At 66.5% G+C, this 20095-nt stretch carries 23 protein-coding genes; 17 read left to right on the top strand and 6 right to left on the bottom strand.

Annotated elements, in window-relative coordinates; genetic code table 11:
- Nucleotides 1–2 precede the first annotated feature (2 nt).
- From LX81_RS07095 to cysE, 14 genes are all read left to right on the top strand, one after another.
- Complete coding sequence (locus LX81_RS07095) at nt 3–548, top strand: HK97 family phage prohead protease (protein WP_111536603.1); 546 nt, start codon at nt 3–5, stop codon at nt 546–548.
- A gap of 37 nt (nt 549–585) precedes the next feature.
- The gene (locus LX81_RS07090) at nt 586–1773 is read left to right on the top strand and encodes a phage major capsid protein (RefSeq protein WP_111536602.1); all 1188 of its coding nucleotides are present in this window, start codon (nt 586–588) and stop codon (nt 1771–1773) included.
- Between the two features lie 156 nt (nt 1774–1929).
- Nucleotides 1930–2511, top strand: a complete 582-nt coding sequence (locus tag LX81_RS07085) for a head-tail connector protein (protein ID WP_111536601.1) — start codon at nt 1930–1932, stop codon at nt 2509–2511.
- Nucleotide 2512: 1 nt separating this feature from the next.
- A complete protein-coding gene (locus LX81_RS07080) occupies nt 2513–2851 on the top strand; it encodes a head-tail adaptor protein (RefSeq protein ID WP_111536600.1) in 339 nt (112 codons plus the stop codon).
- Complete coding sequence (locus LX81_RS07075; RefSeq protein ID WP_111536599.1) at nt 2848–3276, top strand: DUF3168 domain-containing protein; 429 nt, start codon at nt 2848–2850, stop codon at nt 3274–3276. The genes LX81_RS07080 and LX81_RS07075 overlap by 4 nt, the downstream gene beginning before the upstream one ends.
- Before the next feature lie 5 nt (nt 3277–3281).
- Nucleotides 3282–3695, top strand: a complete 414-nt coding sequence (locus LX81_RS07070; protein WP_111536598.1) for a phage major tail protein, TP901-1 family — start codon at nt 3282–3284, stop codon at nt 3693–3695.
- Nucleotides 3695–4009 carry a GTA-gp10 family protein gene (locus LX81_RS07065; protein WP_111536597.1) on the top strand — a complete coding sequence of 105 codons (315 nt, stop codon included), beginning with the start codon at nt 3695–3697 and terminating at the stop codon, nt 4007–4009. Before LX81_RS07070 ends, LX81_RS07065 begins: the two co-directional genes overlap by 1 nt.
- Nucleotides 4006–4206 carry a rcc01693 family protein gene (locus LX81_RS07060; protein WP_111536596.1) on the top strand — a complete coding sequence of 67 codons (201 nt, stop codon included), beginning with the start codon at nt 4006–4008 and terminating at the stop codon, nt 4204–4206. The genes LX81_RS07065 and LX81_RS07060 overlap by 4 nt, the downstream gene beginning before the upstream one ends.
- Entirely contained in the window at nt 4199–4861 is a 663-nt protein-coding gene (locus LX81_RS07055) for an RcGTA-type gene transfer agent tail tape measure protein (protein WP_111536595.1), read from the top strand. The genes LX81_RS07060 and LX81_RS07055 overlap by 8 nt, the downstream gene beginning before the upstream one ends.
- 23 nt (nt 4862–4884) lie before the next feature.
- The gene (locus tag LX81_RS07050) at nt 4885–5517 is read left to right on the top strand and encodes a DUF2460 domain-containing protein (RefSeq protein ID WP_111536594.1); all 633 of its coding nucleotides are present in this window, start codon (nt 4885–4887) and stop codon (nt 5515–5517) included.
- Nucleotides 5517–6398 (top strand): phage/gene transfer agent baseplate hub protein, encoded by an 882-nt coding sequence (locus LX81_RS07045; RefSeq protein WP_111536593.1) that lies wholly within the window; start codon nt 5517–5519, stop codon nt 6396–6398. Before LX81_RS07050 ends, LX81_RS07045 begins: the two co-directional genes overlap by 1 nt.
- Complete coding sequence (locus tag LX81_RS07040; protein ID WP_111536592.1) at nt 6391–6828, top strand: NlpC/P60 family protein; 438 nt, start codon at nt 6391–6393, stop codon at nt 6826–6828. Before LX81_RS07045 ends, LX81_RS07040 begins: the two co-directional genes overlap by 8 nt.
- On the top strand, nt 6828–10730 hold the full coding sequence (locus LX81_RS07035; protein WP_111536591.1) for a baseplate multidomain protein megatron: 3903 nt from the start codon (nt 6828–6830) through the stop codon (nt 10728–10730). The genes LX81_RS07040 and LX81_RS07035 overlap by 1 nt, the downstream gene beginning before the upstream one ends.
- Before the next feature lie 98 nt (nt 10731–10828).
- Nucleotides 10829–11632, top strand: coding sequence for a serine O-acetyltransferase (gene cysE, locus LX81_RS07030; RefSeq protein WP_111536590.1), 804 nt, complete (start codon nt 10829–10831; stop codon nt 11630–11632).
- A 4-nt stretch (nt 11633–11636) separates the two neighbouring features.
- Here the strand turns inward: cysE and LX81_RS07025 are convergent, their stop codons facing one another.
- From LX81_RS07025 to LX81_RS07015, 3 genes are all read right to left on the bottom strand, one after another.
- Nucleotides 11637–11939 (bottom strand): FtsB family cell division protein, encoded by a 303-nt coding sequence (locus tag LX81_RS07025; RefSeq protein ID WP_111536589.1) that lies wholly within the window; start codon nt 11937–11939, stop codon nt 11637–11639.
- 93 nt (nt 11940–12032) lie between these two features.
- On the bottom strand, nt 12033–12962 hold the full coding sequence (locus LX81_RS07020; protein WP_111536588.1) for a class I fructose-bisphosphate aldolase: 930 nt from the start codon (nt 12960–12962) through the stop codon (nt 12033–12035).
- A gap of 103 nt (nt 12963–13065) precedes the next feature.
- On the bottom strand, nt 13066–14256 hold the full coding sequence (locus LX81_RS07015; RefSeq protein WP_111536587.1) for a phosphoglycerate kinase: 1191 nt from the start codon (nt 14254–14256) through the stop codon (nt 13066–13068).
- Nucleotides 14257–14396: 140 nt separating this feature from the next.
- On the opposite strand from LX81_RS07015, the gene LX81_RS07010 reads away from it, so the two are divergent.
- Both LX81_RS07010 and LX81_RS07005 read left to right on the top strand, forming a co-directional pair.
- Nucleotides 14397–14903 (top strand): peptidylprolyl isomerase, encoded by a 507-nt coding sequence (locus tag LX81_RS07010; protein WP_111536586.1) that lies wholly within the window; start codon nt 14397–14399, stop codon nt 14901–14903.
- On the top strand, nt 14896–15444 hold the full coding sequence (locus LX81_RS07005) for a peptidylprolyl isomerase (protein WP_111536585.1): 549 nt from the start codon (nt 14896–14898) through the stop codon (nt 15442–15444). The genes LX81_RS07010 and LX81_RS07005 overlap by 8 nt, the downstream gene beginning before the upstream one ends.
- An 87-nt stretch (nt 15445–15531) precedes the next feature.
- Here the strand turns inward: LX81_RS07005 and LX81_RS07000 are convergent, their stop codons facing one another.
- From LX81_RS07000 to LX81_RS06990, 3 genes are all read right to left on the bottom strand, one after another.
- Nucleotides 15532–16956 (bottom strand): protein adenylyltransferase SelO, encoded by a 1425-nt coding sequence (locus tag LX81_RS07000; RefSeq protein WP_111536584.1) that lies wholly within the window; start codon nt 16954–16956, stop codon nt 15532–15534.
- A 54-nt stretch (nt 16957–17010) separates the two neighbouring features.
- Nucleotides 17011–17454 (bottom strand): GNAT family N-acetyltransferase, encoded by a 444-nt coding sequence (locus tag LX81_RS06995; RefSeq protein WP_111536583.1) that lies wholly within the window; start codon nt 17452–17454, stop codon nt 17011–17013.
- Nucleotides 17455–17541: 87 nt separating this feature from the next.
- Entirely contained in the window at nt 17542–18471 is a 930-nt protein-coding gene (locus LX81_RS06990) for a nucleoside hydrolase (RefSeq protein ID WP_111536582.1), read from the bottom strand.
- 296 nt (nt 18472–18767) lie between these two features.
- Here LX81_RS06990 and LX81_RS06985 point away from each other — a divergent pair, with 296 nt between their 5' ends.
- A complete protein-coding gene (locus LX81_RS06985; protein WP_373280274.1) occupies nt 18768–20093 on the top strand; it encodes a D-amino acid dehydrogenase in 1326 nt (441 codons plus the stop codon).
- Nucleotides 20094–20095 lie beyond the last annotated feature (2 nt).

The raw sequence follows: 20095 nt of genomic DNA, 5'->3' as shown, positions 1-20095 counted from the left end.
CGATGACGGAACTGGAAACGAAGTACTGCGCCCTGGGAGGCGAGGTTACCGTCACGGACGGGTCCGTGATCGAGGGGTACGCATCGCTCTTCGGAACGCCCGATCATGGCGGGGACGTGGTCGAGGCGGGGGCTTACGCCGTTTCGCTCGGGGCGCTCGCGTCGCGGGGCGGCCGAGTGAAGATGCTATGGCAGCACGATCCGACGCAGCCGATCGGTGTCTGGGACGAGGTACGCGAGGATGGGCGCGGTCTGTACGTCAAGGGCCGTATCCTCACCGAAATCGAGCGGGGCCGCGAGGCAGCGGCCCTCGTCCAGGCGGGGGCGATCGACGGGCTCTCCATCGGATACCGGACCAAGCGGGCGGGCAAGGATGGCAGGGGCCGACGCCTTCTGTCGGAGCTGGAGCTCTGGGAAGTGTCCCTCGTGACGTTCCCGATGCTTCCCGAAGCACGGGTCGGATCGAAGCGCGCTGAAGGTCCGTTCGATCCCATGCGTGAGTTGGCGGACCTCTTCCGGACCGCGTCACAGGAGCTGACGGGCCGCTGATGCCCGGTACGCGCAACAGAATCATGAGGAAAATCGGATGAGCACGACCGAGAGCAAGGCTCGGGCGGAGGGAGATTCCATGCCCGATGCCGCTAGCGAAATGAGAGCTGCGATGGCTGGCTTCGTCAGCGATCTCAGGGGTTTCCGGACCGAGATGCAGATGAAGATGCAACAACAGGAAGAGAAACTGACCATGCTGGATCGCAAATCACGCAGCGCCCGACGCCCCACGCTCGCGACGAGTGCCGACGTCGAGGCGCCTCACCAGAAGGCGTTTCAGGCTTATATCCGTTTGGGTGATGACGAAGGCCTGCGCGGGCTCGAGCTGGAGGGCAAGGCGCTGAATACTTCGATCGCGGGTGATGGCGGCTATCTGGTAGACCCGCAGACAAGCGAACTCGTCCGCTCCGTTCTCCACTCTACCGCCTCGATCCGAAAGATTGTGAACGTGGTGAACGTCGAGGCGACGTCGTTCGACGTACTGATCGACACGACCGATCTCGGCGCGGGATGGGCGACCGAGATGACGCCCGTGGGGGAGACGGGCACCCCCCAGATCGACCGGATCACGATCCCGCTTCACGAACTTTCCGCACTTCCCAAGGCGTCCCAGCGGCTCCTCGACGATGCCGCCTTCGACATCGAGAACTGGCTCGCCGGTCGGATCGCCGACAAGTTTGCAAGGGCTGAAGCACATGCCTTTTTGCGCGGGGACGGGATCGACAAACCCCGGGGCCTTCTCGATCATGCAGTCGTCGATGACGCCGATTGGGAATGGGGCAGCATCGGCTATGTCGCGAGCGGGTCCGAAGCAGGGTTCGCCAATCCTGATGCTCTGGTCGATCTCGTCTATGCGCTGGGCGCGCGATACCGCGCAAACGCGACGTTCGTGATGAATTCGAAGACGGCCGGACTCGTCCGCAAGTTAAAGGACAATGACGGGCGGTTCCTCTGGTCGGACGGCCTGGCGGCCGCGGAGCCTGCACGGCTCCTTGGATATCCCGTGCTCATCGCGGAGGACATGCCCGACGTCGCAGCCGGCTCGACCGCGATCGCTTTCGGCGATTTCGCGTCCGGTTACACCGTCGCCGAACGCCCCGATCTGCGGATCCTGCGCGATCCGTTCAGCGCCAAGCCGCATGTTCTATTCTATGCGACGAAACGGGTCGGCGGCGACGTCAGCGATTTCGCGGCGATCAAGCTTCTTAAGTTCTCCACGAGCTGATCCCCGAGATGGCTCCGTACGCGTCCGGTGGGCGGGTGCGGGGTCTTTGGGCGCGCGTCCCGGATCATCCAGCTGCTTCCCTCCAAAAGAACGGTGCGGAGGCGCGCGTCCAGCCTGAACTTGCACGGCGAAACCGGTCGCTGAGGAGATTTTGACATGTTTTTGGTCGAGCAGACGGGCATCCCAGCGTCAGAGCTGCCACTTCCGCAGTTCCGGACCCATTTGCGCCTCGGGTCAGGTTTCTCCGACGATACCATTCAGAACGCCGTCCTCGAAAGCGCGTTGCGCGCCGCGATGACCCAGATCGAGGGGCAATGCGCAAAGGCGATCCTCATACGCAATTTCCTCTGGACGCTCGGCGCCTGGCGAGACCTGAGCCGACAAACCTTGCCGCGCGCACCGGTCATCGATGTCAACGAGCTTGCAATCGTCAATCTCGACGGGACGAGAGAGGTGATAGCCCCCAATCGCTACACGCTCGTACGGGACACGCACCGGCCTGCGATCGTGGCACGAGGTTTCATGCTTCCCCAGATCCCTATCGGCGGGCATGCCGAGATCGGCTTCCGTGCCGGATACGGGGCGAACTGGCGTGAAGTGCCCTCCGATCTGGGCCTCGCCGTCCTCAGCCTCGCGGCCGCGCAATACGAGGATCGCGTGGCGTCTGGTGCGCTGCCTCCCGGTGTCTCCGCGATCCTGTCCACCTATCGCCAACCGCGCATGTTTGGAGGTTTCTAGTATGAAGAACGTGAGGTTGACGCGTCCCCTAATCCTTGAGCGCGCGGATCGGTTGCCTGACGGGGCCGGAGGTTTCAGCGAGACCTGGGAAGCCCTGGGTGTCCTTTGGGCCGATGTCGCACCGCGGGCCGGACGGCAGATGGCGGCGCCTGTCGCCACCGTGTCGCAAATGTCCTACCGCATCATGGTGCGGGGCGCGCCGCAATCGTCGCCTCAACGTCCCGTGCCTGGCCAGCGTTTTCGCGACGGGGCGCGGGTTTTCCACATCCGCGCCGTGACCGAGGCCGCGCCTCTGGCGCACTTCCTCATCTGCTTCTGCGACGAGGAGGTTGCGGCGTGACCTATGCGCTCTCGGCGTCGCTGCAGACGGCGGTCTACGAGACGCTCGCGGCGGATGCGCGACTCTCGGACCTCGTCGGCGCTGCGATCTACGACCGGGTGCCGGCTGGAGCGATTCCGATCACCTACGTCACACTCGGCGATGAGGATGTCCGCGACCGTTCGGACAAGGATGGTGGCGGGGCCTGGCATGATTTCACGGTGACGGTGATCACCGAGGCGTCAGGCTTCAAGATCGCGAAGGAAGCCGCCGGGGCGATTTCGGACGCGCTTCTGGGAAACGAGATGACGCTCGGACGGGGACGCGTCGTCGGCCTCTGGTTCCGGAGCGCGCGGGCGCGGCGCATCGGGTCGGCGGATCAGCGGCGCATCGATCTGCGCTTCCGGGCCCAGGTGGAAGACCAGCAATCGACAAACGCGGAGTAACGGACATGGCTGCCCAAAACGGCAAGGACCTTTTGATCAAGCTCGACATCGACGGTAACGGAACCTTCGAGACCGTCGCGGGACTCCGCGCGACGCGGCTTTCCTTCAACGCCGAGAGCGTCGACATCACCAGCCTCGAAAGCGAAGGCGGCTGGCGCGAACTTCTCGCCGGCGCGGGCGTGCGCAGCGCGTCCCTCTCGGGCTCTGGCATCTTCAAGGATGCCCGAACCGACGCGCGAGCGAGGCAGCTTTTCTTCGACGGTGATATCCCCGACTTCCAGATCATCATCCCCGATTTCGGCCGTGTGCAGGGTGCCTTTCAGATCAGCTCCATCGAGTATTCCGGTGCTTACAATGGCGAGGCGACCTACGAGCTCAGCATGTCCTCCGCGGGGGCGCTCTCCTTCGAGGCGTTCTGATGGGCAATCCGTGGGCGAGCGAGGTAACACTTCTCCTGGACGGGGAGCCGCATACCGCGAAACTCACTCTTGGTGCTCTGGCCGAACTCGAAGCCGAGCTCGAGACGGGAACCCTTGTTGAGCTCGTTGAGCGGTTCGAGACCGGGCGGTTCTCCACCCGCGATGTCGTGGCGCTTCTCGTCGCGGGATTGCGTGGCGGCGGCTGGCGGGGTCGCGCGGCGGACCTTCTCACCGTCGAGATCGGCGGCGGGCCGGTCGAGGCGGCGCGGATCGCCGGCGTCCTCCTCGCGCGGGCCTTCGCGCTACCGGCATGAGCGGGTTCGATTGGCCCGCGCTGATGCGGACGGGGATCCAGGGGCTCGGGCTTCGACCGACGGAATTCTGGGCGCTGAGCCCCGTCGAGCTTTCGGTAATGCTTGGTGCGGGTGGAGCATCGTCCCCCATGGGACGGGCACGCCTCGCCGAACTCAGCGCCGCGTTCCCCGACACGATGGAGATACGAGATGAGTGACGATCCCGGCTTCGAGGGCCTCGACGACGATCTCGAATCCTTCGGGCGGACCGCGGGCGGCACCCGCGTCGTGATCGGTGCCCTTGAGGCCGAGATGCGCGCCATGCAGCAGAGCGCCAAGGAGACCAATCGTCAGGTCGGTGCGCTGTCCAAGGGATTGAGCGGCAGCCTGAAGAAGAGCTTTGAGGGCCTGATCTTCGACGGGATGAAGGCGAGCGATGCCCTCAAGGGTGTCGCGCGCTCAATCGTCGGCTCTACTTACGACGCCGCCATGAAGCCCCTTTCGAAGGATGTCAGCGGCCTTTTCGCCGGCGGCGTGGGCAATCTCATGAAGGGGCTTTTGCCCTTCGAGAACGGCGCGCCCTTCAGCCAAGGTCGCGTTTTGCCTTTTGCGCAAGGTGGCATCGTCTCGGGGCCGACCGCCTTTCCCATGCGTGGCGCGACTGGCTTGATGGGCGAGGCCGGTCCGGAGGCGATCATGCCGCTTGCGCGCGGGGCCGATGGCCAGCTCGGCGTCCGTAGCGGCGGGGGCGCGCGAGCGGTCAACGTCACGATGAACATACAGACGCCTGACGTTAGCGGGTTCCAGCGCTCCCAGAGCCAGATCGCCGCACAGATGAGCCGCGCGCTCTCGCGCGGTCAACGCAACCGCTGAGCCCAATCCGAGGAGGGACATCCATGGCATTTCACGAGGTCAGGTTTCCCGTCGCCGTGAGCCACGGCTCTCTGGGCGGACCCGAGCGGCGGACGGAAATTGTGACGCTGGCAAACGGTTTCGAGGAGCGCAACAGCCCCTGGGCCCATTCGCGGCGACGCTACGACGCAGGGATCGGATTGCGCTCGGTCGCCGATGTGGAGGCGCTCATCGCTTTTTTCGAGGCGCGCCGCGGACAGCTTCACGCGTTCCGCTGGAAGGATTGGTCGGATTTCAAATCCTGCGCCCTGCGTGCCATGCCGGCAGCCGATGACCAGTTTCTCGGCACGGCGGATGGCGAAAGTGCGACCTTTCAGCTTCGTAAACTCTATGGAACGGGACCCGCCTCGTACTGGCGGCCTATCCGCAAGCCCGTCCCGGGCAGTGTCCGTGTGCAGAAGAACGGGACGGAATTGGTCGAGAACACCGACTTCGCAGTCGATGAGGCGACCGGACTCGTAACGCTCGCGGAGGTGCCCCCTGACGGGACCGTGATTGCGGCAGGATTCGAGTTCGACGTGCCGGTACGGTTCGACACCGATTACTTGCGAACCTCTATCGCGACATTCGATGCGGGCGAGATCCCCAACGTACCGATCGTCGAGGTCCGAGTCTGATGGCGATCGACGCAACATTCGAGGCGCATCTTTCGAGCGGTACCACGACGCTTTGCCGATGCTGGGAATTGATCCGGCGCGACGGGACGCGGTTCGGCTTTACCGATCATGATTCCGATCTGCGTTTTGGCGGGCGCACCTTCGCGGCGTCCGACGGGCTGAGCGCTCGTGCTTTCAGCCAGACGACGGGCCTCTCTGTCGACAATAGCGAAGCGCTCGGCGTCATCAGCGATACGGGCATCCGAGAAGAAGACATCGCGGCTGGCCGGTTCGATGGCGCCCGCGTTTCCTCCTGGCTCGTGAACTGGGCCGATCCACGGATGCGCGCGCTGCAATTTCGCGGCACGCTCGGGGAGATCGAACGAGCGGGTGGTGCCTTCAAGGCGGAATTGCGAGGTCTGACCGAGACGCTCAACGCTCCGCAGGGTCTGACCTATCAATCCGTGTGTTCCACCATACTGGGCGACGAGCGCTGTCGCGTCGATCTCTCGCGGCCTGCCTATTCGACAGAGGCGGCCATCGTCGCGATCCAAGCGGAGAAGATCATCGCGCTGGGCCCCCTCGACGGCTATGCGCCCCGCTGGTTCGAGCGGGGGCGGTTGGTAGTTCTGAGCGGCGCGTCCAAGGGAGATGTCGCGCTCGTGAAGAACGATCGCGGGACCGGGAGCGCGCGCCGGATCGAGATCTGGGAATCTCTTCGGGGCGGCATTGCCGCAGGCGACCGTGTCCGGATCGAGGCAGGGTGCGACCGCCGGGAGGAGACCTGCCGCGAGAAATTCAGCAATATGGTCAATTTCCGCGGCTTTCCGCATCTTCCCGGCGAAGACTGGCTGATGGCCTACCCGAACTCGCGAACCATCGGGGGCTCTGGCGATGGCTAGCCGTGTCGTCGAGATCGCCCGGCTCTGGATCGGTACGCCTTATGTACATCAGGCGTCCTGCCGCGGAGCGGGCACCGATTGCCTCGGTCTCGTCCGTGGTGTCTGGCGCGAGCTTGGCGGGGCTGAAACCATCTCAATCCCGCCCTATACCGCCGATTGGTCCGAGGCGCAGGGCGAAGAGCGGCTCCTGAGGGGCGCACGGCACGTTCTGATCGAAGCGGCGCAAGGACCCGTCATGGAAGGGCAGGTCCTTCTTTTCCGGATGCGTGAACGTGCGGTCGCGAAGCATCTAGGCATCGTCGGGCAGGGCGGTGACGAGCCCACATTCATTCACGCCTTCAGCGGGCATCACGTCGTCGAGACGGCATTGAGCGCTCCGTGGGTGCGACGGATCGTGGCGCGGTTCGACTTTCCCGAAGGGAGTATTTGATGGCGACCTTGGTACTTTCCGCCGCCGGAGCGGCGGCCGGAGGAGCACTCGGCAGCAGCGTCCTCGGGTTGAGCTCCGCCGTGATCGGGAAGGCCGTGGGTGCGACGCTCGGCCGCGTGGTCGATGCGAGCGTACTCGGGGCGGGTAGCGAACCCGTCGAGACCGGCCGCGTCGACCGTTTCCGCCTGACGAGCGCGGGCGAGGGAACGCCGGTTTCGCGCATATTCGGACGGATGCGGATCGGCGGGCAGGTGATCTGGTCGTCGAACTTCGTCGAGGATTTGAATACCACGTCCGCTGGTGGCAAGGGCGCGCCGTCATCCCCGGAGGTTTCGGAATATTCCTATTCCGTGTCTCTTGCCCTGGCCCTCTGCGAGGGACGGATCGCGCGGGTCGGTCGTATCTGGGCCGATGGCCAAGAGATTGCCGGCGACGCGATCTCGATGTCGGTCTACCATGGTGGCGAGGACCAGCTACCCGATCCCCTCGTGGAGGCGATCGAAGGAGTGGGCAACGTTCCCGCCTATCGCGGGCTCGCCTATGTCGTGATCGAGAACCTCGCCCTCGGGCCCTACGGCAACCGCGTGCCGCAATTGACGTTCGAGGTGATCCGCCCGGAGCAGGAACGCGCCAACGGTCACCTCACCGACATGAGCCGACAGGTGCGGGCGGTCGCGATGATGCCGGGGACCGGTGAATACGCACTCGCGACGACGCCCGTGCGCCTCGATCACGGGCCGGGCGTGTCGCACTACAGCAACGTCAACACGCCTTCGGGCGCGACCGATTTCGCCGCCTCGCTCGATGCGCTCGTCGGGGAACTGCCGCGATGCGGTGCGGCCTCGCTCATCGTGTCGTGGTTCGGCGATGACCTGCGTTGCGGTCACTGCACCGTCGAGCCGAAGGTGGAGCAGAACGAGATCGACGGCGTGGAGATGAGCTGGCGCGCGGGCGGCATCGGACGTAGCGCGGCCCGGACGATCCCGCTTAGAGACGGCTCGGTCATCTATGGCGGAACGCCTTCCGACGCGAGCGTGGTCGAGGCGATCCGTGCGCTGAACGCGGCCGACCAGGAGGTGATGTTCTATCCCTTCATCCTGATGGAACAACTTCCAGGCAATAGCCTTCCCGACCCCTACGGTGCCGAAGGATCGCAACCGTCCTTGCCCTGGCGCGGTCGGATCACGCTCGATGTCGCGCCGGGGCGCGAGGGCTCCGCCGACGGCACGGCACGGGCGGACGATGACGTGGCGGCGTTCTTCGGAACCGCCGCGCCGGGCGATTTCTCTATATCAGGGGGAGAAGTTCGGTATTCCGGCCCGCCCGAATGGCGCTACCGCCGCTTCATCCTGCACTATGCCTTTCTCTGCCGTCTCGCCGGCGGGGTCGAATCCTTCTGCATCGGATCGGAGATGCGGGGTCTCACGCAAATCCGGGGTACGGCCGGGTTCCCCGCAGTAGCGGAGCTAAGGCGGCTCGCCGGAGAGCTGCGGGCGATCCTCGGGCCCGATTGCAAGATCAGCTATGCCGCCGACTGGTCGGAATATTTCGGTTACCATCCGCAGGACGGATCGGGGGACGTCTATTTCCACCTCGATCCGCTCTGGGCGGACGAGAACATCGATTTCATCGGGATCGACAATTACATGCCGATCTCCGACTGGCGCGATGACGAGGATCATGCCGACGCGCCCTACGGCTCGATCTACAACCTCGATTATCTCAAGGCGAACATCCTCGGGGGGGAGGGGTTCAACTGGTATTATCCCACTCCCGAGGTCCGCAAGCTGCAGGCGCGCCACGCGATCACCGACGGGACGCATGACGAGGCGTGGGTCTACCGTTACAAGGACCTGCCCTCGTGGTGGTCGAAGCGTCATCACGATCGGATCGGAGGCGTCAGATCAAGCGCTCCGTCAGCGTGGGTGCCTCGGATGAAACCCATCCGGTTCACCGAGCTCGGTTGCGCCGCGATCGACAAGGGGACCAACCAGCCCAACAAGTTCCTCGACCCCAAAAGCTCGGAATCCGCGATCCCCTACTTCTCGAACGGGCGGCGTGACGATTTCATGCAGCTTCAGTATCTGCGCGCGGTCCACGAGTTCTGGGCGGAGGCGGAGAACAATCCTGCCTCGGACGTCTACGGCGGCCGCATGCTCGACATGGATAAAGCCTATGTCTGGGCGTGGGATGCGCGTCCCTATCCGTATTTCCCGGGCAACGCAGAGCTCTGGTCGGACGCGGAGAATTACGGACGGGGGCACTGGATCACGGGTCGGTCGGCCTCCCGCGCGCTGGCTTCCGTCGTGCGCGAGATCTGCGCGGCTTCGGGCGTGACGGAGATCGACGTGGATGCCCTCTGGGGGGTGGTCCGCGGATACGGGGTTGCGGAGCTCGGCGATGCCCGCGCGGCGTTGCAGCCGCTGATGCTGGCATTCGGCTTCGACGCCGTGGAACGGGAGGGGACACTTCTTTTCCGTAGCCGCGACGGGCGCGTGACGCGGCGGCTCGATCAGGGCGGTCTCGTCTCGACCGATCCGGAGCGCGGTGCGCTGCAGGCCACGCGCAATCCGGAGGCCGAACAGGTAGGGCGGATCAAGCTTACATTCATCGGTGCGGATGCGGATTTCGAGACGCGTTCGGCAGAGGCGATCTTTCCCGACGAGCGCAGCATCGGCGTGTCTCAATCGGAACTTCCCATCCTTCTCACCCAGGCGGAGGGACGGGCGATCACGGAGCGATGGCTTTCGGAAACGCGCGTCGCCCGCGACACGGCGCGCTTCGCATTGCCGCTTTCGCAAAGCGCGCTCGGGGCGGGCGACGTGGTGGAACTGAAAGACGGGCGCTACCGGCTCGATCACGTGGAGCAATCGGGTTACCTGCAGGTCGAGGCGGTGCGGATCGAGCCGGAACTCTACGAGCCCGGCGAGGCGTCGGACGGGATCGTCCGTCTCGGCCGCTACCGCGCCCCGTCCCCGGTTCTGCCGGTCTTTCTCGATCTGCCGCTTCTGACCGGAGACGAGGTTCCGCACGCCCCTTATCTCGCGATTGCGGCGCGCCCCTGGCCGGGGCCCGTCTCCGTCCTGTCCTCGTCCGAGGACGCGGGCTACGCGCTTCAGACACGGATCGCCCGTGCCGCGACCATCGGTCATACGAAGACCTTCCTGCGTCGCGCCGAACCGGGTCTCTACGATCGCAGCGCGGTGCTTCGCGTCGAACTCGTGCGCGGGACGCTCGCGTCGGTTTCCGAGGAGGCGTTGCTCTCCGGCGCCAACGCGCTCGCCATCGGGTCCGGGACGAACGACATCTGGGAAGTCCTGCAATTCCGAGAGGCCACGCTCGTCGCGCCGCGTACCTACGATCTGCGGCTGCTTCTTCGGGGGCAGGCGGGCACCGATGCGGTCACGCCGGAGCGCTGGCCCGCGGGCAGTACCGTCGTCCTTCTCAACGGCGCGCCGAGGCAGCTCGACATGGCGGTATCGCAGCGCGGCGTCGCGCGCCATTACCGGATCGGACCGGCGACGCGGCCCGTGAGCGATCCCTCCTATGTCCATGCCCATCGCGCCTTCGAGGGCGTGGGCCTGCGGCCCTATGCGCCGGTTCACCTGACGGCCCGTCGCCGGGAGGGTGCCATCGAGCTTGACTGGATCCGTCGAACGCGGCGCGACGGCGATGCCTGGCAGGGTCTCGACGTTCCGCTCGCCGAGGAGCGCGAGCTTTATCTCGTCCGTATCCTCCAGGGCGAGCGAGTGCTCCGGGAGGAGGTGGTGACGCGATCCTCCTGGACCTGCAGCCTGGCAGAGCTGGCCGCGGCGTCAGCAGGGGGGCCGCTCAGGGCCGCGGTGGCGCAGGTTTCGGAAAGCTATGGGCCCGGTCCGTTCCGGGAACTGGACCTCGGCTGAAACGGGCCGGGTCGATCGTCGCCATGGGTATTTCCCCCATCGCATAGGCGACCTATGTACGGGTCACCTGTACCAGACGAGGATCCGATCCCGTGAGCATGACAGCCCAGAAAATCGCGACGGTCGATCCGGTCTGGAACCGGATCCGTCATGAAGGCGAGCAGGCGGCGGCCGACGAGCCCATCCTCTGCGGCCTGATCCACGCGTCGATCTTGCATCACGACAGCCTCGAGCGGGCGTTGAGCTACCGGATCTCGCTCAAGCTCGCCTCGGGCGAGATGTCCGAGCAGATCGTGCGGGAGCTCGCCGACGAGGCGCATGCGGCCGATCCCGCGATCGGGGAAGCCGCGCGGGCCGACCTCGTCGCGACCTACGAGCGCGATCCGGTCTGCCATCGCTTCCTGCAGCCGCTCCTCTACTTCAAGGGCTACCAAGCGCTCCAGGCCTATCGCGTGGGTCATTGGCTCTGGCAGCAGGGGCGTTACGACCTCGCCTATTTCTTCCAGATGCGGATCAGCGAGGTCTTCGGGATCGACATCCACCCGGCCGCCCGGATCGGGCGCGGGATCATGATCGATCATGCCCATTCCATCGTCATCGGCGAGACGGCGACCGTGGGGGACAACGTCTCCATGCTCCATTCCGTCACGCTCGGCGGCACGGGCAAGGAGGACGACGACCGTCATCCGAAGATCGGCGACGGCGTCCTGATCGGGGCGGGGGCGAAGATCCTCGGCGCGATCAAGGTCGGCCATTGCGCACGGATCGCGGCGGGATCGGTGGTGCTCGAGGAAGTGCCGCCGATGAAGACGGTCGCGGGCGTGCCCGCGCGCATCGTGGGCGAGGCGGGCTGCGCGCAGCCCTCGATCACGATGGATCAGCTCCTCAACGGGGCGATCTGAGCGGTCAGCGCAGAATGATCTCGTCGGCGCGGACCATGCCGAGAACCGACCGTGCCTGTTCGTCGAGCAGATCGAGATCGAGATAGGCGTCCGAAAGGCGCCGCGTCTTGTTCTCGAGCGCCGCGACCTCGGCCTCGACCCGTGCAAGCTCGGCTGCAAGGGCGTCGGCCTGCGCGTCGATCTCGATCCGGCGGAAGAGCCCGTAATCGCCCTGCACGCTCGCGAAGGTGAAATAGAGGCCCAGCACGAAGGTGAGTGCGAAATAGGTTAGAAGCCCGATGGCCGGGCGCCGGTAGGGACGTGTCATCTGCCGCCTCGCTCGTCGCGCCTCGAACCGGGCGCCTGGAACGAGGATGACACGGGCGGAGGAATTTGGGAATGCCCCTCCGCCCGCTGCGGCTTATTCGTTGCCCTTGTAGATGTTCACGAGCTTGTCGAACAGCGCCAGCGCCTCGGAGCGTTCCCGCTGGAACGAGTTGCGCCCGATGATCGAGCCGTTGCCGCCGCCGTCGCGGATCGCGCGGGCATCGTCGTAGATGCCTTCTTCACCTTTCTTCGCGCCGCCCGAGAAGACGACGATGCGGCGTCCGTCGAAGGACGAGCGCATGCATTCGGCGACGCGTGCCGCCTGGCTCGCGACGTCGATGCCCTGGTCCTCGAAGACCTTCTTGGCCTCGGGCAGCTCGAGATGGTCGGTGGAGAGCTTGATCTTGATGATATGCGCGCCCAGAAGCGCCGCGATCTGCGCGGCGTAGGCGGCGATGTCGATGGCCGTTTCGCCGTCCTTGGAGATCGCCTCGCCGCGGGGATAGGACCAGATCACCGTGGGAATTCCGACCGACGCCGCTTCCCGGCGCAGTTCCACGATCTCCTCGAACATGTCGAGCGCCATGTCGGAGCCGGGATAGATGGTGAAGCCGATGGCGGAGCAGCCGAGGCGCAGCGCGTCGTCGACGGAGCCCGTCACGGCCTGGTTCTTGCCGGCCGTCCCGCTCATCAGCGAGTTGGCGGAGTTGAGCTTCAGGATCGTCGGGATCGCGCCCGCGAAGGTGTCTGCACCCGCTTCCAGCATTCCCAAGGGCGCGGCATAGGCGTTGAGCCCGGCATCGATCGCAAGCTGGTAGTGGTAATGGGGATCGTAGCCGGCCGGGTTCGGCGCGAAGGACCGGGCCGGTCCGTGCTCGAAGCCCTGATCGACGGGCAGGATGATCATCTTGCCCGTACCGCCGAGGCGACCGTGCATCAGCATCTGGCAAAGCTTGCCCTTCACACCGGGCGTCTCGCCTTCGTAATTGGCGAGAATTTTCTGGACCTTGCGCGAAACCTTCATCGTCATCTCCTCTCAGCGAATGGACTTTGCGTCTTCCAGTAGGGTCTGACCCCGCCGGGCGCAACGCTCGGGCGCTAACATGGCACGCATTCGCGCGACGGCCTCAGCTTTCGAGCGCGGCGACGCCCGGCAGGGTCTTGCCCTCCATCCATTCGAGAAAGGCGCCGCCCGCCGACGAGATGTAGCTGAACCCCTCCGCCGCACCGGCGCGGTTGAGAGCGGAGACCGTGTCGCCGCCCCCTGCCACGGAGACGAGTTTGCCGTCCCGGGTGAGCTCCGCCGCACGCCGCGCCGCCGCGTTCGTCGCCGCGTCGAAGGGCGCGATTTCGAAGGCGCCGAGCGGCCCGTTCCAGATCAGCGTCCGGCAGTTCGACATCGCGCGATCGATCCGTTCGACCGTGGCAGGCCCCGCATCGAGGATCATCGCGTCGTCGGGGCAGGCATCCGCAGCGACGGTCTCGTTCTCGGCACCTGCCTCGAACTTCCTCGCCACGACGACGTCCTCGGGCAGGATGATCTCGCAACCCGCCTCGTCGGCCTTCCCGAGGATATCCTTCGCGGTCCCGGTCATCTCGTGTTCCGCGAGCGACTTGCCCACGTCGATCCCCTGCGCGGCGAGGAAGGTGTTGGCCATGCCGCCGCCGATCACGAGGTGGTTCACCTTGCGCACCAGATTGCCGAGGAGGTCCAGTTTGGTGGAGACCTTGGCGCCGCCCACTACCGCCATGACCGGGCGTTCGGGCGAGGTCAGGGCCGCTTCGAGCGCGGAGAGTTCTTCGGCCATCAGCCGCCCCGCGCAGGAGGGCAGGTGATGGGCAATCCCTTCGGTCGAGCCATGCGCGCGGTGCGCGGCGGAGAAGGCGTCGTTGCAATAGACGTCGCCCAGCGCGGCAAGCGCCGTCGCGAAGTCGGGATCGTTCTTCTCCTCGCCCGCATGGAAGCGGGTGTTCTCGAGGAGGACCACATCGCCGGCGCCCATGGCCGCGATGGCCGATGTCGCGTCATCACCCGCGCAATCCTCGGCGAAAGTGACGGGGCGTCCCAGCGCCTTGGACAGTTCATCGGTGATCTGGCCCAGCGACATCTCCGGCACGCGCTTGCCCTTCGGGCGTCCGAAATGCGCGAGGAGGACCGGCTTGCCGCCCTTGTCGAGGATATCGCGGATCGTCGGGACGATGCGGTCGATCCGCGTCGTGTCGGTGACGCGGCCGGCCTCGACCGGCACGTTGAGATCGACACGGGTCAGCACGACCTTGCCGTCGAGATCCATGTCGTCGAGCGATTTCCAGCCCATCTTCGTCTCCCATCCGCGTGACGCTTCCTCTTCGCCCGATCCGGACGGGCGTGCAACCGCCCTGAGACCCGCATGAGCCCTTTTCCTCCTTGCGGCGTGCACCTATGTTCGCGGCGACTTTTTCCAGAAAGGACCGCAGCATGGCCGAGATCAAGGATCCGGAGAACACGATCATCATCGAGCTGAAGGACGGGCCCGTGACGATCGCGCTCCTGCCCGACGTGGCGCCGAAGCATGTCGAGCGGATGAAGACGCTCGCCCGCGCGGGGGCCTACGACAACGTCGTCTTCCACCGCGTGATCGACGGCTTCATGGCGCAGACGGGCGACGTGTCGAACGGCAATGCGGAGAAGGATTTCAATATCCGCCTCGCCGGGACGGGCGGATCGGAGCATCCCGATCTTCCGGCGGAATTCTCCAAGCTCCCGCATGATCGCGGCACGATCGGCGCGGCACGCTCGTCGAGCCCGAACTCCGCCAATTCGCAGTTCTTCATCAACTTCGCGGACAACCATTTCCTGAACGGGCAGTACACGGTCTACGGCCGCGTGATCGAGGGAATGGATTTGGTCGACAAGATCACCCGCGGCGAGCCGCCCGCGAACCCCGACCGGATGCAGAGCGTGAAGGTGGCCGCCGATGCGTAAGCTCCTCCTTGTCGCCGCGGCGACCCTTGCCGCAGGACCGGCCCTCGCCACCGGCCTCGAGATCGAGATGGGCGGCGGGGTGAGCGGCACCGTCGTGATCGACCTCTTCGAGGACGTGGCGCCGCAGCATGTCGAGCGGATCACCACGCTCGCCGAGGAGGGCGCCTATGACGGCGTCGTCTTCCACCGGGTGATCGACGGCTTCATGGCGCAGACGGGCGACGTGGAATTCGGCGTGGCGGAGGGCGACCTGTCGCAGGCCGGGACCGGCGGATCGGACCTTCCGGACCTGCCCGCGGAGTTCAGCGAACTGCCCTTCGACCGTGGCACGGTCGGCATGGCGCGCGCATCCGATCCCGACAGCGCGAATTCGCAGTTCTTCATCATGTTCGCGCCCGCCCCGCATCTCGACGGCCAGTACACCGTCGTGGGTGAGGTGACCTCGGGCATGGACGTGATCGACACCGTGGCCCGTGGCGACGGCCCGTCGGGCGCGGTCGCGGAGCCCGATCTCATGGAACGGGTCACCGTCACCGAGTGATCCGGCGGAGCGGGGCCTGACGGCCCCGCACGCCATTTCCGGCACCATCGGCGAACGTGAGCCCACTCGCGGCGAGGCGGCGCGGGTTCAGGTGCCGCAGAAGGTCGCCTCCACCACCTCACTGGGCTCCGGCGGCAAGGCGTAGTCCGGCTGGTCCTCGAACGGGCGGGAGAGGGCGCCGTGAAGCGCCTCGAAGGGCGCGAGGTCGCCTGCGACGGCGGCGGCGATCACCCCCTCGATCCGGTGGTTGCGCGGGATGACGCCCGGATTGGTCCGGGCCATCAGCGCGGCCCGTTCTTCCTCGCTCGCCGTGTCGCGATCGCGACGTGCGGCATAGACCTCCGCCCAGCCGTCGTACGCCGCGGGCTCGGCGAAGGCCGCGCGGGCGGAGCCGTCCGCTAGCCCCCGGAAGGTCAACGTGAAATCGGCGCCGGTCGCGGCCATCCGGTCGAGAAGGCCGCCGACGAGGTCGGCATCGCCGTCCTCCGTCGAGACGAGCCCGAGCTTGGCGCGGAACACCCGGAGCCATTCGTCGCCGAACCGGGCGGGAAAGGTGTGCACCATCTCCGTCGCCCGCGCGATCGCCGCGTCCCGCTCGCCCATGAGCGGCAGCAGGCAGGAGGCGAGTTGCGCGAGGTTCCAGACCGCGATGTCGGGCTGGCGCGCATAGGCGTAGCGGCCGAACTGGTCGATCGAGGAGAAGACCCGGTCGGGGTGATAGGCATCGATGAACGCGCAGGGGCCGTAATCGATGGTCTCCCCCGCGACCGACATGTTGTCGGTGTTCATCACGCCGTGGATGAAGCCCACGCCCATCCATTCGGCGACAAGCCGGGCCTGCGCGCCGATCACCGCGTCGAGGAGGCCGAAGGCATCTTCCGCCTCGGGGTAATGGCGGGCAATGACGTGATGGGCCAGCGCCTCCACCGCGTCGGTGTCCTGGCGCGCAGCAAAATACTGGAAGGTGCCCACGCGGATATGCGAGCTCGCCACGCGGGCGAGGACGGCGCCGGGCAGGGGGCGTTCGCGCAGCACCCGCTCCCCGGTCGCGACGGCGGCGAGCGCGCGCGTCGTGGGAATGCCCATCGCGTGCATCGCCTCGGAGACGAGGTATTCGCGCAGGACCGGACCCATCCAGGCGCGGCCATCGCCCATCCGGCTGTAGGGCGTGGGACCCGAGCCCTTGAGCTGCAGGTCGACCCGCCTGCCCCCGGCCACGATCTCTCCCAGAAGGACGGCACGGCCGTCGCCGAGCTGCGGGTTCCAGCCGCCGAACTGGTGCCCGGCATAGGCCTGCGAAAGGGGCAGCGCGCCGTCGGGGATGCGGTTGCCCGCGAGCATCTCCACGCCCGCGGGTGAGGCGAGCGCATCGGCGTCGAGGCCGAGTTCCGCGGCAAGGTCGCGGTTGAGCGCGAGCAGACGCGGCGCCGTCACCGGCGTCGGGGCCTGCGGCGTGAAGAAGCGCGGGGGCAGCCGCGCGTAGCTGTTGTCGAAGGGCAGGGCGAGGGACATGGAACGATCCTCCTTGACCCCGCACCTATGGCGTCCGGGCGCGAATGGAAGCCCTCAGAGCATCCGCGTGAGCACCGCGCCGCGCTTCGAGGGCCGGAAATGCTGACGTCCGAAGACGCGCGGGGAATCGTCGCCCCGCTGCGTGAAGTGGAGCGCGCGGACGCCGTGCGAACTCAGCGACGCGGCCAGGGAATGCAGCGCCTCGCTCGCCATGCCGCGGTTGCGCACGGGCGGGCGGATGTAGATCTCGTCGATATGCCCCTCGAGCCCGCCGATGGAGATCGAGTAGCCGAAAGAGATCGCGAGATAGCCCACCGGGCTCGAGGGCGGACCGATGAGGTAGACGACGCCGTTCGGCCCCCCCTCGAGGAGCGGCCTCAGCGCCTCGGCGATGGCGGCCTCGTCCTGCGGCAGGTCGGTCTCGGCGTGACAGGCGAGGACGAGTTTCAGGAGCCGCTCGGAATCCTCGGTCGTCGCGATGCGGAGCTTGGCGCTCATCTCTCTCTCCAATGGTCGCGGACCAGCCGCGGCGGGGGACGCGAAAGTCTTAACGCAACCCAAGGTGGGGCGGAACCCGGATTGCGGTCAGAGGCGCCCGAGCCGTTCGGTGAGCAGGGCGAAGAAGCCGTCGGCATCCACGCCGCCCACGAAGAGCGCGTTGCGCGGCCGATCGGTGATCCGCCACCAATCGGCGACGGTCATGCCGCGCGTGAGATCGGAGCGGGTCTCGATCTCCACGTTGATCTCGCGTCCCGTAAAGAGATCGGGCGCAAGCAGCCAGGCGGTCACGCAGGGATCGTGGAGCGGCGCGCCGTCGGATCCGTATTTCTCCTTATCGAAGCGTTCGAAGAAATCGGTCATCTCCGCCACGGCGCGGCCCACCGGCGTGCCGAGGGCGCGGAACGCGTCGTTGCGCGCGGAGGTGACGAGCGCCTTGTGCGTGACGTCGAGCGGCAGGACGGTGAGCGGCACGCCCGCGCGGAAGACGATGTCGGCGGCGTCGGGATCGACGTAGATGTTGAACTCGGCGGCGGGAGTGATGTTGCCCACCTCGAAATAGGCCCCGCCCATCAGGACGATGCGCGCGATCCGTTCCGCGATGTCGGGGGCGCGTCTTAGCGCCATGGCGAGGTTCGTGAGCGGCCCGAGGGCGCAGAGCGTGACGCTGCCCGGCGGTTCGCGTCGCAGCGTCTCGACGAGGAAATCGACGGCATGCGTATCCTGCAGCGCCATGGAGGGATCGGGCAGGTCCGGCCCGTCGAGCCCGGTCCGGCCATGCACGTGCTCCGCCGTGACGAGCGGGCGCAGGAGCGGCCGGTCGCAGCCCGCGAAGACCGGGATGTCCGTCCGCCGCGCGAGTTCGAGCACGATGCGGGCGTTTTTGGCCGTAAGTTCCAGCGGCACGTTGCCGGCGACGGCGGTGAGGCCCAGCACCTCGATCTCCGGCGAGGCGAGCGCGAGAAGGATCGCCACGGCATCGTCCTGCCCCGGATCAGTATCGATAATGATCTTCACGGCGTCTCCTCGGCGTGGCTCAGGCGCCCGAGGGCTACACGAGCGCAAGCTGCCGCGTCCAGTCGCCCGTCGATCGCGTGCCTTTCTTCCCACCTTGCAGCTTGCGAGATACCGCCATCCGGAAGAAGCAAAACGGGGCCTAGGACGAGGTCGCGCCCGGTTGCGTCGGCCGGACCGCTCCCTGCGGGGTCCTGTGTTTGGCGATACTTTCGGGCCCGCCTTGCGGATCGGCGCCCGAAGAGGCGCCGGCGCCGAATTCTGCATCATCCGCAGGCCCCTCGCGTTTGACGACGGGCGTGGGGCTTGAGGCCACCGCATTCCCTCACCATGATGCCGCCGGTCTCAGGGTGAAAGGGTACGGCATGAAGGTCATCGTGATGGGGGCGGGCGTCATCGGGGTGACGACGGCATGGTATCTCGCCCGCGCGGGGGCGGAGGTCGTGGTGATCGACCGCCAGCCGGGCCCGGGTCTCGAGACGAGCTATGCCAATGCGGGCGAGCTCAGCTACGGCATGACGTCACCCTGGGCCGCGCCGGGCGTTCCGCAGAAAGCCCTGCGCTGGCTCTTCATGAAGCGCCGTCCGCTCTTCATCTGGCCGCTGATCTCGCCCACCATGTGGGCCTGGGGTGCGCAGATGCTGAAGAACTGCACGCCGGACGCCTACCGGGTCAACAAGGGGCGGATGGTCCGGGTCTCCAACTACTCGCGCGACGTGATGCCCGATCTCATTGAGGAAACGGGGATCGACTATGACGGCCGGGCGCAGGGCACGTTGCAGCTCTTCCGGACCCAGAAGCAGCTTAAGGGCTCGAAGGCCGATCAGGAGGTCCTCGCGGAATACGGCTCGCCGTACGAGGTTCTGGATCAGGACGCCTGCATCGCGGCGGAGCCCGCGCTCGCGGAGGTGCGCGACAAGTTCGTGGGCGGGCTGAGGCTGACCGCGGACCGCACGGGCGATTGCCGCATGTTCACCCTCGCGCTCGCCGAGAAGTGCGCGGAGATGGGCGTGGAATTCCTCTACGGACAGGCGATCTCGGACATCGTGGTGGAAAACGGCGAGATCGCGGGCGTGGAGACGGAGATGGCGGGGCTCATCACGGGCGACACCTATGTCTGCGCGCTGGGCTCCTACGGGGCGCGGCTTCTCAAGAAGATCGGGGTCCGGGTCCCGGTCTATCCGATCAAGGGCTATTCGGTGACGCTGCCCGTCACGGAGGATGCGTTCGCACCGCAATCGACGATCATGGACGAGACGCACAAGGTCGCGATCACCCGTCTGGGCGACCGGATCCGGGTCGCGGGCACGGCGGAAATCGCGGGCTATTCGAACCGGCTGGGCCCGCATGCCACCGACACCGTCCGCCACGTGATCGGCGATCTCTTCCCGAAGGGCGGGGATCTGAGCAAGGCGGAAGGCTGGACCGGTCTGCGACCGATGACGCCTGACGGGACGCCGGTCCTGGGACCCTCGAGCTATCCGAACCTCTATCTCAACACTGGCCACGGCACGCTCGGCTGGACGATGGCCGCGGGATCGGCGCGCGTCGTGGCCGATTGCGTCCTGGGCCGCGATCCGGAGATCGAACTCGACGGCCTGACCGCCGAGCGCTACGGCACCTGATC

The organism is Palleronia aestuarii, from assembly GCF_003253995.1.
GTDB classification, from domain to species: Bacteria; Pseudomonadota; Alphaproteobacteria; order Rhodobacterales; family Rhodobacteraceae; genus Palleronia; species Palleronia aestuarii.
This window is presented reverse-complemented; position numbering and strand designations above follow the sequence as displayed.

What these genes read in the sequence shown, in the direction of transcription:
- LX81_RS07095 (WP_111536603.1), top strand. Translation starts at nt 3, where the DNA reads ATGACGGAACTGGAAACGAAGTACTGCGCCCTGGGAGGCGAGGTTACC.
- LX81_RS07090 (WP_111536602.1), top strand. Translation starts at nt 586, where the DNA reads ATGAGCACGACCGAGAGCAAGGCTCGGGCGGAGGGAGATTCCATGCCC.
- LX81_RS07085 (WP_111536601.1), top strand. Translation starts at nt 1,930, where the DNA reads ATGTTTTTGGTCGAGCAGACGGGCATCCCAGCGTCAGAGCTGCCACTT.
- LX81_RS07080 (WP_111536600.1), top strand. Translation starts at nt 2,513, where the DNA reads ATGAAGAACGTGAGGTTGACGCGTCCCCTAATCCTTGAGCGCGCGGAT.
- LX81_RS07070 (WP_111536598.1), top strand. Translation starts at nt 3,282, where the DNA reads ATGGCTGCCCAAAACGGCAAGGACCTTTTGATCAAGCTCGACATCGAC.
- LX81_RS07065 (WP_111536597.1), top strand. Translation starts at nt 3,695, where the DNA reads ATGGGCAATCCGTGGGCGAGCGAGGTAACACTTCTCCTGGACGGGGAG.
- LX81_RS07060 (WP_111536596.1), top strand. Translation starts at nt 4,006, where the DNA reads ATGAGCGGGTTCGATTGGCCCGCGCTGATGCGGACGGGGATCCAGGGG.
- LX81_RS07055 (WP_111536595.1), top strand. Translation starts at nt 4,199, where the DNA reads ATGAGTGACGATCCCGGCTTCGAGGGCCTCGACGACGATCTCGAATCC.
- LX81_RS07050 (WP_111536594.1), top strand. Translation starts at nt 4,885, where the DNA reads ATGGCATTTCACGAGGTCAGGTTTCCCGTCGCCGTGAGCCACGGCTCT.
- LX81_RS07045 (WP_111536593.1), top strand. Translation starts at nt 5,517, where the DNA reads ATGGCGATCGACGCAACATTCGAGGCGCATCTTTCGAGCGGTACCACG.
- LX81_RS07040 (WP_111536592.1), top strand. Translation starts at nt 6,391, where the DNA reads ATGGCTAGCCGTGTCGTCGAGATCGCCCGGCTCTGGATCGGTACGCCT.
- LX81_RS07035 (WP_111536591.1), top strand. Translation starts at nt 6,828, where the DNA reads ATGGCGACCTTGGTACTTTCCGCCGCCGGAGCGGCGGCCGGAGGAGCA.
- cysE (WP_111536590.1), top strand. Translation starts at nt 10,829, where the DNA reads ATGACAGCCCAGAAAATCGCGACGGTCGATCCGGTCTGGAACCGGATC.
- LX81_RS07025 (WP_111536589.1), bottom strand. Translation starts at nt 11,939, where the DNA reads ATGACACGTCCCTACCGGCGCCCGGCCATCGGGCTTCTAACCTATTTC.
- LX81_RS07020 (WP_111536588.1), bottom strand. Translation starts at nt 12,962, where the DNA reads ATGAAGGTTTCGCGCAAGGTCCAGAAAATTCTCGCCAATTACGAAGGC.
- LX81_RS07015 (WP_111536587.1), bottom strand. Translation starts at nt 14,256, where the DNA reads ATGGGCTGGAAATCGCTCGACGACATGGATCTCGACGGCAAGGTCGTG.
- LX81_RS07010 (WP_111536586.1), top strand. Translation starts at nt 14,397, where the DNA reads ATGGCCGAGATCAAGGATCCGGAGAACACGATCATCATCGAGCTGAAG.
- LX81_RS07005 (WP_111536585.1), top strand. Translation starts at nt 14,896, where the DNA reads ATGCGTAAGCTCCTCCTTGTCGCCGCGGCGACCCTTGCCGCAGGACCG.
- LX81_RS07000 (WP_111536584.1), bottom strand. Translation starts at nt 16,956, where the DNA reads ATGTCCCTCGCCCTGCCCTTCGACAACAGCTACGCGCGGCTGCCCCCG.
- LX81_RS06995 (WP_111536583.1), bottom strand. Translation starts at nt 17,454, where the DNA reads ATGAGCGCCAAGCTCCGCATCGCGACGACCGAGGATTCCGAGCGGCTC.